This is a genomic window from Nostoc sp. C117, assembly GCF_043099735.1.
Classification (GTDB): domain Bacteria; phylum Cyanobacteriota; class Cyanobacteriia; order Cyanobacteriales; family Nostocaceae; genus Nostoc.
In genome coordinates, this window is sequence record NZ_CP170991.1 from 4,610,171 (window position 1) to 4,623,370 (window position 13,200).

Consider the following 13,200-nt stretch of genomic DNA (forward strand, 5'->3'; position numbering starts at 1 on the left):
GCACAACCACATGAGAATCATTAAAGATTCAAGCTAGAGTCAAATATTACAGGCTAATACAAGTTAAAACTGTCAATAAATTGCGTATGGATATTAATCTGTTTAATTATCAGGATTAAAGCGCGATTCTCTTGCAAAGAGGCTGCGCCAATGCGTGCAGAATATTTACAGTGTTGGCTAAAATTTATGGATAATTTCCCAGTGGTCGCTCAAGCGAATGCATCCCTATCCAATTCCCTTCAGGAGAATACACGTCTAATGCGACCTAATAGCGACTCAGATTCACCAGCGAAGGAAAAAGTAGGAAGTGACTTTGATTCTCGCATGATGCAACGGTGTTTAGAACTTGCTCGCCGCGCTTTAGGGCGTACTTCGCCAAATCCATTAGTGGGAGCAGTGATTGTCAAAGATGGAGAAATTATTGGGGAAGGATTTCATCCTCGTGCAGGTGAGCCTCATGCAGAAGTATTTGCCTTAAAAGCAGCAGGAGTTGAGGCTAATGGTGCAACAACCTATGTCAGCCTCGAACCTTGCAATCACTACGGACGGACTCCCCCTTGTTCGGAAGCGTTGATTGAAGCAGGGGTGGCAAAAGTCGTAGTGGGTATGGTTGATCCCAATCCCTTAGTAGCGGGAGGCGGTATTGCTCGTTTACGTGCAGCGGGGATCGAAGTGGTGGTAGGAGTAGAAGAAGAAGCTTGCCGTCAGCTAAATGAAGGTTTTGTTCATCGCATCCTCTACAAACGACCTTTGGGAATTTTAAAATATGCCATGACTTTAGATGGTAAAATCGCCACTACCTCTGGTCACAGTGCTTGGGTAACCAGCCAAGATTCCCGTACCGAAGTACATCAACTCCGGGCAGCTTGTGATGCAGTAATTGTCGGTGGTAATACAGTACGACTAGACAATCCTTATTTAACCAGCCATCAGGTAGGGGCGCATAATCCGCTGCGGGTGGTGATGAGTCGCCGTCTTAATTTACCGGAAAATGCCCGTCTGTGGCAAACTGCTGACGCTCCGACTTTGGTGTTGACGGAGGAGGGTGCTAACCCGGATTTTCAAGAGTTGTTGCTCAAACAGGGGGTGGAAGTAGTGGAATTCACATCGCTGACACCAGAGAAAGCAATGGCGTATTTATACGAGCGGGGTTTTTGTAATGTTTTGTGGGAATGTGGTAGTACTTTAGCTGCTAGTGCGATCGCTCAAGGAGCAGTGCAAAAAGTCTTAGCATTTATTGCCCCAAAAATCATTGGCGGTAGCATTGCTCCCACACCTGTAGGCGATTTAGGTTTTACTACTATGACTCAGGCACTCTCTTTAGAACGTGTTCGTTGGCGTGTAGTCGGCTCAGACTGTTTAGTGGAAGGTTATTTTCCCCAAACAAGCCAATAGTCAATAATCACAAGAAGTCAAAATTCAGAATTTTGAATTCTGAATTTAGCGATCTGCCTATTATGAACATTGACGTTCGTGGGCAATATCGCGTATGAGTGCTAGCCGAGATTGAATGTAGTGACTGAGATAATCAGTTTCGTTGGAATTTAACAACACTTGCGTTTCCATTTGTTTTACCAACCACTGCACCAAGCTAGCATCATCCAGTTGTAAGAGGATCTTTGCTTGGGCGGTTTCAATCACAGACCAAAGCTGACGCATAATTGTCGGAGTCATCAGACCTCAATAGAATCATTAGCTTAGCTGTTCTCAGATTACACAATTTTGAGCGCACTTTACGACATGAATGTAGAAGCTGAGATAAGTATTATTAAAAACTTAATAATGATATTTATAACTTTATGAAGATTAAGAATTGAAAATTCGGCTTTGAAAATGGGTATAGGGGATTGGGCATGGCTTATGGGGTATGGATAAAACAGAGTTTTATGAGTTTTTCCCCAAAATCTAGAACACAAATTTACTAATCTTAAAAATTGGGTTTTTGTATTTGGCAAGACTGAAATTGTGTTGATTTAAGCCCAAGAAAAATGATTTTTAATGCTTTTTTCGCCGAGAGTATCTGTGTTCTACAATACAGAAATCTAATTTTTTCAATCAATTTATTCCCAGAGATTAACATTTTTTACCTGTAGATGGATTCACAAAATCATGTAAATCTGCGTCCCAAATACTAATGTAAATAAAATCACATTCTTGGCGGATAATCTGACCCTTAACTGAACCATTCTTAAAACTAAAATTATCAGATTGGCGTTGTTGAACTTGTTTAAGCCCCTGCTTAATATCTTCCGTGGCTTGCCCACTTAAGAGTCCATTTAAGGTAGCTTCCATTACTTGTGGATCTACGGATTCTGCAAAAGATACTTCTGTTTGACGCAGCGCTTTAGAATTGCGATCGAATAAATAGCCAAGGTCTATTTTATTTGGTACAAGTTTGTAAACAACAGCACGGGTATTGCCCCAGGCACCTCTTAAATCTTGCGTTGGTTTGCCGAGGCTAGCTTCTACGATTTTTCTTGATGTGCCTGTAGGAAATGCGGGAATGCTTTCTCTGCTAGCAGTGGCAGCTAATTTACTGCGAGGTTTCTTCTGTGGTGTAGGACGCGCTTCTGGTGTAGGAACCACCATCGGATTTTCTGGTTCTGTCTGTGGTTTGAATGTTGCCAATGGTGCGGGAGTATCTAAAGTTACAGGTTCTTTTTCCGGCTGTGGCGTGGAAGTTACAGGATCGTTGTCTGCTTCTGGTGTGGATATGATTGGGGAATTAGAAGCTGGCAAAGGAATAGGAATTACTCGCCGTTTTGGTGGTGGGGTAGGTATAACTGGGACTTGAGAAGGTTGGGAAGAAATTGGCGGATTGGCGGCAGGTGTAGGAGTGGGCAAAGATTCTGGTGATGGTGTGCTACTTGTGATAACAGTTGTCCTTAACTGTTGTTGACGAGTCATATCAGAAATTGCGATCGCACCAATCAAACCGCCTACCAGTAAACTACCAATAATCACAGCAGGTTTTTGCCAGTTTCCAGGAGTAGAAATTGGAGTTTTTTGGGGAGAAGATAATGCCTGGGTTTGCTCAGTTGATGTCCTACTTGGAGAAAAACTGCCTGTGGGATTAGTTTGGGTCGATGGCGAAGGAATATAACTAGGAGACTGTAATGCATATAGCATTTTACTAGCAGTACTGTAGCGATCGCCAGCGTGAGGGTTAATTGCCTGATTGAGTACCCCTGCCAATTGGGCAGACACATTAGGGGCGTACTGCTGCCAAAGTATTTCTCCAGTTTGCAGATCGGTTAGTAGTTGTTGCGGGTGTTTGCCAGTCAAGAGATAAATTGCCGTTAAGCCCAAGCTGTAGATATCAGTGCCGTAAACTGGGCGTCCAACGGCTTGTTCGCTAGGCATATATCCCGGCGTACCAATCACAAGCGATCGCGTGGGGTATCCTGGAGAATTCACCACCGAACGAATTGTTTCTTTAACTGCACCAAAATCAATCAAAACTGGCTTGCCATCAACAGAACGGACAATGATGTTCTCAGGCTTAATATCCCGATGAATGATGCCTTTGCTGTGGACATAATCCAAGACTGATAGCAGACTCAAGAGAATTTCTCGAACAACAGTTTCACTCTCAAATCCTTTAGCTTCGATAATTTTTGTTAAGGTTTGACCGTGAATCCATTCTTGAACGAGGTAAAATCGCCCGTTTTCTTCAAAGTAGGCATAGAGTTTGGGAATTTGGTTACAACTTTCACCCAAATATTCTAAGGTTGCTGCTTCCCGTTCAAACCGCTGTTGGATTATTTGGTAGGTTTGCGGGTCATTATTTGTTATTGGTTTGAGTTGTTTGATGACACACTGACGGCGAGAAGGCATATGGGTGTCTTCTGCGAGGAAGGTTTCGCCAAACCCACCAGCACCGATTACCTCGATAACTTGATAGCGATTATTTAGCAGGGTTGAAGTCATGAAAAATTAGAAGCGATCGCCATTCTCAAATGTACATCAGATAAGTTGATTAAGTTATGGACACGGAATTGAGAACACTATCCGTTCCCAATAGTTTATCGTTATAGTGATGGCGTGAATCCCTTTAAGTCCACTTACTTGGTATCACTAACAACCCACCTATTATTTTGGGCATCCCATAGAAGAAAAAAGCGTACAGAAGCCGGGACTACTCTACCAGTTTTCATCACATATTTAAATTGAGCATCAACTGTAGCTAATTCTGCACTTGCTTCTACTAAAGTAACTCGTTCGACATCTACGCTTTGAACCTTTCCACCCCACCAATCGATATAAGAAAGATAGCCATTTGGGTGAAGTCGTCGATTATTTTGGTAACTCGGAGATAGCTGATTCCAGCTGGCTTGATACTGACCTTGATTAATAGTTGCATAATAATTTTCTACCGCTTGTGCTGCCGGGGGTCGATCGATTTGTGGCTGGGTTGACGAGGAAGCTTGAGCCGATTGAGTAGGGCTAGGCAAAGGCGATGGTGTATTATCCTGGGGTGTCGGAGTGCTGGAAATTGTGGATTGTGATGACGTTGGTGTATTTTGCGGTTCGGTGGGGGTTGGGGTAGATTCCGATGAAACGCTTGATTGTACTACTGGTTGATTTGGTTTATTGAGAGCAAGACCAATAACTATAGAAGTACCAATCAAACCACCAATAATTAAACTACTCAGAAGAATTCCCTTCTGTCCACTACTTTGATTAGTGGGTTGGGGAGAAGAACCTGGACTAACAGCAACTGTATTTTGTACTGTTGGGTGAGAAGGTACAGTTGCTGGTGGTGATGGGATATAAGGTACTGTCTGCGGGAAGTTTCCTGCACCAAATTGCAAGGCGTCTAGCATTTCTCTAGCGCTAGTGAAGCGATCGCGTGGATGATAGGCGATCGCTCGATCTATCACTCCTGCTAATGTTGGACTAATACTCAAAGCATGTCTGTGCCAAATAATTTCTCCGCTACGTGAATCCGTTTCTAATTCTTGTGGTTGTTTGCCGGTGAGGAGAAAAATTGCTGTGATTCCCAAACTATATAAATCACTTGAATAAAGTGGTCTACCTGCGGCTTGTTCGCTTGGCATATATCCCGGCGTACCAATCACAATGGAACTGGTAGGTAACCCTTGGGAATTCACCACTGTTCCCATTGATTCCCGAACAGCACCGAAATCAATCAGCACTGCCTTACAATCTCGATGACGCAAGATGATATTATCTGGCTTGATATCTCGATGGATAATCCGCTGATTGTGTACTTGTTCTAGTACTGGTAATAAATTTATTAATATTTCTCTGACCGCACTTTCACTTAATAACCCTTGTTCGTGGACTTTCGCTGTTAAAGTATCGCCTTCTATCCACTCTTGAACTAAGTAGAATTGTCCATCTGACTGAAAATAAGCATACAAAGTGGGAATTTGGTTACTTACGCCGCCTAAGTCTTCTAAAATTGCCGCTTCCCGCTGGAATCTTTCTTGCACTAACTGATAAATCTGCGGGTTGTTTTGAATCGGTCTTAGCTGTTTAATTACACAGCGGCGGCTAGAAGGCATTTGGGTATCTTCCGCTAAGAAAGTCTCACCAAACCCACCGCCTCCTAAAGTCCGAATCACTCGATAGCGGTTGTTTAGCAGTGTTTGCATAAATTAGCACTGGTAATCACAAGGGTGTTTTGTCATATTATTTCATCTACTTTAGTTTGTATCTGATTTTTGTTATTAGGAGCAATATAAACATCAGTGATTCACACTCCGTTAAGCAATTTTATACTGACGTTGTTTGACTATATTTTTTATACCTTCAATTAGAGCGATCGCTAATTCATCTTTATCCTCGTAATTTTTGGGGACGAACCGCATACCCCTTCGGGGAAGCAAGCTACGCGCAGCGTCTCGTTAGAGAAGGACGTAAAGGGCGCAAAGTAAGAAATATTTTTACTAGGTTGGGTTGATGGGTAAGTCGCGGAGAAAGTAAAAGCGATCGCTCTTCCAATCACTGCTTTTTATTCGCCCCAAATAGCCTGTTAAGGGTGAAGAAAGTTCTATCAGTAAATCACGAACTACTTCATCATTTAGCTTGGGGTTATGAGTAACATTGTAATGAACACGAATTTCTGTAACTGTGAAACTCGGATGTGTAGCTTTTGAAGTTTCGTTATCTTGTTCAGAGAGTTCTTTGACTGCTGCGATAATCTGCGATCGCAATTTAATCTCTCTCTCAGCTTTATCAATAAATTCACCAATTTTATAGTCAATTTGCCCAGGTTCTAAATATTGTTTTAATTCGACTAAGTTAATCGCACCTGGATATTTTGCTTTTAATTCAACGAGTTTTTGTAGAGTCATTACATTTATAATGCTGATTTGAGATATCTGAGCAGATTCTTTCAGATTTTTAGTTGGTTGACCTGGGCCAATAATCAACCGCATAGCTTGAAGATAATTTTCTTTAAGATGCCTTTTACCAATCCTATCTAATTCTTCTACTGCACGATCAGGAATGCTTTTACCTGCTTTACATTCGCATACAAGAGGATAAGGTTGTGAGCAAAACAAGTCTAAGCCACCTGCACCACCTTTGTAGTCTTCTTCAACCTTGAATCCTAAAAAATCAAGGCTACGGCGTGCGATGATTTCAAAGTCTGTACCAGCTTGGTAATTGCTTTTACCCTCATCTTTTTCGATGCTGCGATCGCCCAATTTTGCAATATCATTTATCCAAGCTAAATTTGAGTCGGGTTGCTTAATTAGCTTGTCACTACTCCAGCCTAAGAATACTTTGATATCATCGTCTAATTGTTTAGCTGCTGGTTGGCTAATGCTTAGGGATGCGATCGCACTTTGCAATTCTTCCAATTCAGGATACAGCGGTGGCTGTCGATTTTCTAATTGATGCTTGCGTTGGGCGAAGGTGCGATCGTTTAATACTGGCTTTTCTTCAGAAATATTGATAGGTTGAGATAATGCAACAAACTGACTATTTGACTTTATTGTAACTTCAATTGATTTAGGCAACTTATATACTCGCAAATATGCCAAAAAAATATTTTGCCTTTGCCTTAATATTTCCTTTAAAGCTTCTGTTGTCCAAATAGTTAGCTGTGATAAAGCAACCAAAGATTCAGCATTGTTGATAATTTGGCATAGTTCGCACTTAGCCCAGGCTTTAATTAAGACTGTTTCATAAGCTAAGAGTGGTAGTTTTAACTGTTCCTCATCTCGAAGTAAGCTCATTTGATGAGGTTGTATTAAAACACCCTGAGTATTTAACTGTGTGAATGAACTTTGAGCAATTGTTAGAAAAATTGATCGATAGTATTGCTCATCTGGTAGTAGATTAATTGAAGCATCTACTGGACAGAGTGCAAATTCTCGTTCTGGAGTAAGAAATTTACTGGGCATTACTGCAATTATTCTCCCTTGCAATAATGCCTCAATTTCTAGTCTTGGTAAACGTAAAGCTATATTAATCATGATTCCTGAAATAAATCATCTGAACCAACACTTACTACATCTGCAACCTCTGTTAAAGTGATATTACTACTTTCAATTTCTTCATCAATTGCATCTTTAGGAATTTGTCCTGATGGATCGCTGAGAATTTCACGGATCAAATAATTATCAATTGCTATGCGCTTTTGGCGAATAAAATCTATAATTTGATCTTCGCTTAACTCATCATCTTCACGACCTTTCATGACAAAGTGTAATGCTAAAAGTGGTTTGATATCTTCAGGCTTTAATAATACCCATTCACCACCTAAATCACGTGATAAAAGCTGACTTAAATAATTTTGTGCTTTAGTAGCACCTTTACTAATTTGTTTAGATCGAACTAAACAACCACGAGTTAAATCAAAATCTTTGTAGCGAATTAGCCTTTTCAATGCAGCTTGGACGAATAAGCCCCCAGATTCTTGTAGAATAGCTACGGCAATTTTGACATCTTTACCGTTTTCTTTCCCAACAATTTTAAAGTCAAGGTAGCCTTTATCCACAGCTTTAACTTGAACATCAATTATATCTACAATTTGAACATTTTCTAATACTTCTCCTTTGATAGTAGTAAATGCTAATCTTAGCGCTTGAGCAAGAGTTGCTTTATTCTCCATGTAGTCTTGTATAGTAGTTTCTAAAGCAGCTATTTGTTGATTATAAGCAGCTTCTACTGGATGTTCTATTACGTCAGAAATACCAGATTTAAAATTTTCCGCACACCATTTTAACACTTTTCTAACAATCGGTTTTTCCTTGCCTAATGCTCTCAATTTTTCTTCATCAAATGGATAAATTGGATAAGGAGGTGTTAATCCTTTCTCTTGATAAAATTCTTCAAGCCATCGAGAGACTAAAATAACAACATCATCAGAATTAAGATACTTTAAATCAATTACTTGTTCAGCAATTCTATCTACAACTGAATCAGCATTTGATAACTTTTTAACCTCATGAATCCAATGATCAGGAAAAATTGATGTTAGCAAAACACCTCGTTTAATTTTGTCAGATAAGTCTTTAGCTAAGATAGCTGTAACTTGTTGTGCAGTGTATCCTATTTCATTACAGTGGTCGCTTTCCATTTCATCAAAACAAACGACTATTGGTTTATAATCGCTAATCAAATCAAGAATTTGCCGCACTGTATTGAAAGATTCAGCTTCTTGATCATTTGCACTTATATTAGCTAAACCCATCGCATCAGCTTTTGTCTGTGGCAAGTTACCACCAGCCAGCCATCGAATAGCAAATATTTCATAAGCTGGATCAGGAGAAAGTGTCCATATAATTGCCGTAATAATATCCGGATTTTGGATATCAGACTTAATGCGAAGTACCTTGTCTCGCAAAACTTCAACTACCTTGGGATTTTTAGCTAATGCCCCAGGAAATTGATTTATTAACTGTTGAGATGTATAGTTTTTATTAAAAGCTTCATTAATTAAAGCTGCTGCTAATTCCTGCCATTGACTAACATTCTGACTACCTATTTGTTTAAGACTATTTGCAAGAGTATTTAAAAATTCTGCTTTAATTCGGTTTAGGTTATTACATTGACTCATATAAACGAATAAAGCGCTGCCATCAACCTGTAATCTATGGCGAATTCTGCTGATAACGTGGCTTTTTCCTAACCCTCTTTCTGCTGTAATAGTAATCCCCACAACTTTCTGCTGTCCACTACGAACTTCCTCAATTGCGTTATAAACAGCATTGGAAGCATGAGCATTTAAAGATGCTTCATCAGGAAAACCTTGTCCCCAAACATTATGATCTTTAACTACTAAGCGACCTTTAAATGGGTTGTGGTTGTTAATAGCATTAATTAAATCATTAGACTTAGACATGGATTTATTGGAAATAGTTGTGTATGAGGTTTGACAGAGAGCAAAAATTACAAAAATTGGTGGATTAATTTAAACGTTTGGCATAGCAACGCAGTCCACTGACTTCAGTAGTTACGGAGTCTTCAAGTTTGGCTGAGTCGTTATCTGGTAAACTTCCACCTTGAAGCTGCAAAATGTCCTTTTCCTGCATTTCCAGCAGCCATTCATTGAAATCTTCACGACTGATCCGATCGCCTATTTCTCTCCTAATCCGATAAATTGGCACCAGATCGTCTAAGTTGTAGTTTTGGTTCAACTTGTCGTAGACTTCCAATGCCACAGATTTAAATTCGTCGTAAGAAGCGATCGCCCCAGTCTTCCCATTAACCAGTACATCTGCACCAGCTACCGCAACATCAATCTGACTAATCCACTTCACTAACGCATTCGCCGCCCAAGTTCCGACAATCGTCCCTTCAAACTTAAAATCGCCATTTCTCAAACCCTCACCCAATACCTCTACACCCTTGGGAGATGTCAGAGAATACCCTTTTTTGGAAATAGCGATCGCATCCTGCTTCTGTAATTCCTCGAATATGCCCTGATAATCTGCTACCTTCTGGCTTTTAGATACAATTCGCTTAGTCAATTGACCCTTCTTAACTTCTTGCTGTATTCCTCCCAAATCCCATAAAGCCAAAAGAAGACGAGTGCTAGTTTGGAGTGTATTTTTTGATGCCATATTCAGTGTATTTTTTTGACAAAAAACATCATAGTAACTGTATCTTTCTAAATTATTTACTCAGGAAAAATAACCGAGAAATTGCTGAAGATTTCACCGTTTCAGCCAAATAGATTCAGAAAAAATTCACAAGATATTTCCTTCGGATGAATACACTTTCTCTCAAAGGCAAGATGAAATATCTGATAAATTCGCCGATCATATTAGTCAAAGGCTTTAGTTGTGCTGGTGAAAATCAGCAGTAAATGTTTTTGCAATCCCAGGCAAAAGAACACTAACTACAACTGTGTTGTAGCAACAGCAAGGCTTTTAGTAAAGATAGGTGATGATGAAATACGATGCTAACAATATTTAAAGAACGTAAAATAGTAGTCTCGCGTCTAATTGCAGTGCTGCTTTCGGCATTGCTAACAGTGCCATTGCTAAGTAGCTGCGGAGGTGGTTCTCAAAAGGCTTCAGTGCCCCCACCTGTTGACGATACTATTAGTAGAACAGTGAGCGATCGCACCACTAACCAGACCGAAGCCAAGAAAGGCTTGTCCACAGGACAGAAAGTAGCTCTTTTAGCAGGAGCTGCGGGACTTTATTACCTCTACAACCAACATAAGAATGCTCCACAAGAAGGAGCGCAAGGTAAGTATTATCTTTCCAAAAACGGGCGTGTATACTACCGTGATGCTGAACATCGCGCTCACTGGGTAACTGCACCAGCAGAAGGCATTCGAGTGCCAGAATCTGAAGCACAAAAATATCGCCAATTCCAAGGCTATAACGGGAGTTCCACAGGTCGCGATCTCACTGGTCTAACTTCAGAGCCGGCTCCAGCAATCTAGATTATCCAAGCGTGTGTAAATCTAAAGCGGGTTTCCCCGAAGGATAACGCCGATCGCGCACGTCGGAAACAGGAACTTAAATCAGGAGACAGATCATGGTAGATGAATTTTTCCGAAAGGCGAAGGAGTTGTTTTTGGGGTCGAACAGCGATCGATCTGAACAAGATGCCGAATTGGGCGATCGCAATGTACGTCCAGCCAGTGAAGATCCATACGGCGACCCCGCAGATCCGGCATCTTACGGCAATGTCAGCCCAGCCAGTGAAGATCCCTACGGCGATCCCGCAGACCCGGCATCTTACAGCAACGTTCGCCCAGCTAGTGAAGATCCTTACGGCGATCCCGCAGATAATGGGGAGTTTGGTAACCTCCGCCCAGCCAGTGAAGACCCCTACGGTGACCCCGCAGATCAGGATTCCAGACGTTAAACTGCACCTAATCCCCATTCCCTAGTAGGGAATGGGGAAATTTTAAATCCTCTCCTAAAAAAAGCTACGGTGTACACATAAGTCTGATAAGCTGTCACACATTTAACTTGTACATTTACCTGATGATAGTTTGACGCACAAATTAGATTGAAAGTACAACAGCTTGATAAGTTACCTGATGCAGACACAATTAACTTGATAGAGAAGCGGGCGTTGCATATTTGCGGGATGAATTGAGCTTTTTGGTCAAAATTAAAGGTAGATTCTTTGCGCCTTTGCGCCTTTGCGTGAGACAAAAATCATCCCATCAATCAGCAACGCCGAGAAGCGTATTAGCCAATCAGCTTAATAACGCCTTGACTCACTAGGTCTTCAAGCTTGTCATCGCGCTGTATTTGTTCGCGTACCAACTTGATCTGCTCGTGGCTGAGAATATGTAATCCCGGATGGACAACATAACCTTGAAGGATGATGCTTTGTGGCTGGTGGCTATCGGTGCGATTGTAGGTAATTGAAGGCATACTTGCAAAAAGCTCTTTAAGGGATAATGTGTAGAAGAGAGTTTGACTTTGGTGTGTAAGTACAGCTTTACAGAAGTTTTTAAGCAGATTACAGCGAGCAGCGCTCAGTAGTCAAAAAAACCAATAATCTGAACGGTGAGGAAAATCTGCATCCGTATTAATACGTAGTAAAACCTAAAAGTTTTAGAGCGTGTAATTCAGATTTAGGATATTAACTGCTCTAAAAATTAATTTTATATTGCTTATAAGTATAAATCATCTTGACACAATAATTTATCTTTTGATAAGATAAAAAATTTTAATTTAATGCTATGCTGATAAAAGATTCTAACTGTTAACCAGGTCAAGCGTAGCAGTATCTTTTAGCTAAGCCAATTTATTGATGAGGTTGAGTAGAAATTGAAAATTCAAGCGTTGGAAATCAAGGCTGGCGATCGCATCGTAGCTTACTGCAAAAACAAAAGGCAAATTTGCAAAGTGAAACAAATTTTAGATCCAGGTAAAACCAATATCACGCTTTCAGTATTTACAACTGAATTTTACCGCGGCTGCTCAGTATCATGCGTAGTCCGGTTTCAATCCGATGCTTTAGTTGAATTAGTCAGCTAAAACCCCGTCCAAATTTACCAAAGTCATGACTTTGATTCGAGTCCAGACAGTTTCAGAATCAAGCTTTTCAGTGAAGTATGCTTATTTATCTTCTTTAAAGTCTGACTCTCAAGACCATTACTAGCTATAATTATATAGAATTTGTTTACATAATGTTATAGTGGCCGTCATACTTAAACCAACCTCACACTTGGCGTTATGTTACCTTAGGATTACTGGCAAAGCAAAGTGTTGAATAATTGAGGAAACCATTATCGTAGTTCAAAAACAGCTAATTAACTCACAAATCAAGTCACCAAAAGTTTTCTTGATCGATCATGAAAACAATAATCGCGGGCTGATGGATACCCATGAAGCTCTACAGATAGCACAAAGTGTCGAGCTTGACCTAGTTATAGTCTCTGAAGGCAAAGACGCTCCAATTGCAAAGATTGTTAACTATGGTAAGCTTCAGTATCAAAAGAAAAAACGTCAGGGACAGAGTGCTAGACCCACAGTGAAGGAAGTTAGGTTTCGTCCAAATGTTGGTGTAGCAGACTACAAGTTACGCATTGAACAAGCCACTCAATGGTTAAGTAAAGGCGACTCAGTCAAGTTTGCTATTCGCTTACGGGGTCGGGAACATCAATATCGTGACCAAGCTGGAGAATTGCTAGAGCGGATTGTAAATGATTTAGGTGAAGTTGGTAAAGTTCAGTCGCTTGACAAACGCTCCCTGATTGCTCAAGTTATTCCTGCTTAATATTAATTAATCTGAGTTTGACGA

General features: G+C 40.5%; 11 protein-coding genes. 4 read left to right on the plus strand and 7 right to left on the minus strand.

Annotation, left to right across the window (positions count from 1 at the left end):
- Positions 1–186: 186 nt before the first annotated feature.
- Positions 187–1,395: a bifunctional diaminohydroxyphosphoribosylaminopyrimidine deaminase/5-amino-6-(5-phosphoribosylamino)uracil reductase RibD gene (gene ribD, locus ACFG4S_RS19970; RefSeq protein WP_392536031.1), complete on the plus strand. Its 1,209-nt coding sequence runs from the start codon at positions 187–189 to the stop codon at positions 1,393–1,395.
- Between the two features lie 60 nt (positions 1,396–1,455).
- Here ribD and ACFG4S_RS19975 read toward each other — a convergent pair whose 3' ends face one another.
- From ACFG4S_RS19975 to ACFG4S_RS20000, 6 genes are all read right to left on the minus strand, one after another.
- Complete coding sequence (locus ACFG4S_RS19975) at positions 1,456–1,674, minus strand: hypothetical protein (RefSeq protein ID WP_392530770.1); 219 nt, start codon at positions 1,672–1,674, stop codon at positions 1,456–1,458.
- Between the two features lie 399 nt (positions 1,675–2,073).
- Positions 2,074–3,930, minus strand: a complete 1,857-nt coding sequence (locus ACFG4S_RS19980; RefSeq protein WP_392530771.1) for a protein kinase — start codon at positions 3,928–3,930, stop codon at positions 2,074–2,076.
- 134 nt (positions 3,931–4,064) lie between these two features.
- The gene (locus tag ACFG4S_RS19985) at positions 4,065–5,621 is read right to left on the minus strand and encodes a protein kinase (protein ID WP_392530772.1); all 1,557 of its coding nucleotides are present in this window, start codon (positions 5,619–5,621) and stop codon (positions 4,065–4,067) included.
- Between the two features lie 294 nt (positions 5,622–5,915).
- Positions 5,916–7,451 carry a DUF1802 family protein gene (locus ACFG4S_RS19990; protein ID WP_392530773.1) on the minus strand — a complete coding sequence of 512 codons (1,536 nt, stop codon included), beginning with the start codon at positions 7,449–7,451 and terminating at the stop codon, positions 5,916–5,918.
- On the minus strand, positions 7,448–9,322 hold the full coding sequence (locus ACFG4S_RS19995; RefSeq protein ID WP_392530774.1) for a P-loop NTPase fold protein: 1,875 nt from the start codon (positions 9,320–9,322) through the stop codon (positions 7,448–7,450). Before ACFG4S_RS19995 ends, ACFG4S_RS19990 begins: the two co-directional genes overlap by 4 nt.
- Before the next feature lie 64 nt (positions 9,323–9,386).
- Positions 9,387–10,043: a hypothetical protein gene (locus tag ACFG4S_RS20000; RefSeq protein ID WP_392530775.1), complete on the minus strand. Its 657-nt coding sequence runs from the start codon at positions 10,041–10,043 to the stop codon at positions 9,387–9,389.
- A gap of 338 nt (positions 10,044–10,381) precedes the next feature.
- On the opposite strand from ACFG4S_RS20000, the gene ACFG4S_RS20005 reads away from it, so the two are divergent.
- Both ACFG4S_RS20005 and ACFG4S_RS20010 read left to right on the plus strand, forming a co-directional pair.
- Entirely contained in the window at positions 10,382–10,876 is a 495-nt protein-coding gene (locus ACFG4S_RS20005) for a hypothetical protein (RefSeq protein ID WP_392530776.1), read from the plus strand.
- Between the two features lie 95 nt (positions 10,877–10,971).
- Complete coding sequence (locus ACFG4S_RS20010) at positions 10,972–11,304, plus strand: translation initiation factor (protein ID WP_392530777.1); 333 nt, start codon at positions 10,972–10,974, stop codon at positions 11,302–11,304.
- A 332-nt stretch (positions 11,305–11,636) separates the two neighbouring features.
- Here ACFG4S_RS20010 and ACFG4S_RS20015 read toward each other — a convergent pair whose 3' ends face one another.
- The gene (locus tag ACFG4S_RS20015; protein ID WP_392530778.1) at positions 11,637–11,825 is read right to left on the minus strand and encodes a hypothetical protein; all 189 of its coding nucleotides are present in this window, start codon (positions 11,823–11,825) and stop codon (positions 11,637–11,639) included.
- A gap of 916 nt (positions 11,826–12,741) precedes the next feature.
- Here ACFG4S_RS20015 and infC point away from each other — a divergent pair.
- On the plus strand, positions 12,742–13,176 hold the full coding sequence (infC, locus tag ACFG4S_RS20020; protein ID WP_392530779.1) for a translation initiation factor IF-3: 435 nt from the start codon (positions 12,742–12,744) through the stop codon (positions 13,174–13,176).
- Positions 13,177–13,200: the final 24 nt, after the last annotated feature.

Coding starts and splice junctions, on each gene's coding strand:
- ACFG4S_RS19985 (WP_392530772.1), bottom strand. CDS start 5,621: ATGCAAACACTGCTAAACAACCGCTATCGAGTGATTCGGACTTTAGGA.
- ribD (WP_392536031.1), top strand. CDS start 187: ATGGATAATTTCCCAGTGGTCGCTCAAGCGAATGCATCCCTATCCAAT.
- ACFG4S_RS20005 (WP_392530776.1), top strand. CDS start 10,382: ATGCTAACAATATTTAAAGAACGTAAAATAGTAGTCTCGCGTCTAATT.
- ACFG4S_RS20015 (WP_392530778.1), bottom strand. CDS start 11,825: ATGCCTTCAATTACCTACAATCGCACCGATAGCCACCAGCCACAAAGC.
- ACFG4S_RS20010 (WP_392530777.1), top strand. CDS start 10,972: ATGGTAGATGAATTTTTCCGAAAGGCGAAGGAGTTGTTTTTGGGGTCG.
- ACFG4S_RS19990 (WP_392530773.1), bottom strand. CDS start 7,451: ATGATTAATATAGCTTTACGTTTACCAAGACTAGAAATTGAGGCATTA.
- ACFG4S_RS20000 (WP_392530775.1), bottom strand. CDS start 10,043: ATGGCATCAAAAAATACACTCCAAACTAGCACTCGTCTTCTTTTGGCT.
- ACFG4S_RS19975 (WP_392530770.1), bottom strand. CDS start 1,674: ATGACTCCGACAATTATGCGTCAGCTTTGGTCTGTGATTGAAACCGCC.
- ACFG4S_RS19980 (WP_392530771.1), bottom strand. CDS start 3,930: ATGACTTCAACCCTGCTAAATAATCGCTATCAAGTTATCGAGGTAATC.
- ACFG4S_RS19995 (WP_392530774.1), bottom strand. CDS start 9,322: ATGTCTAAGTCTAATGATTTAATTAATGCTATTAACAACCACAACCCA.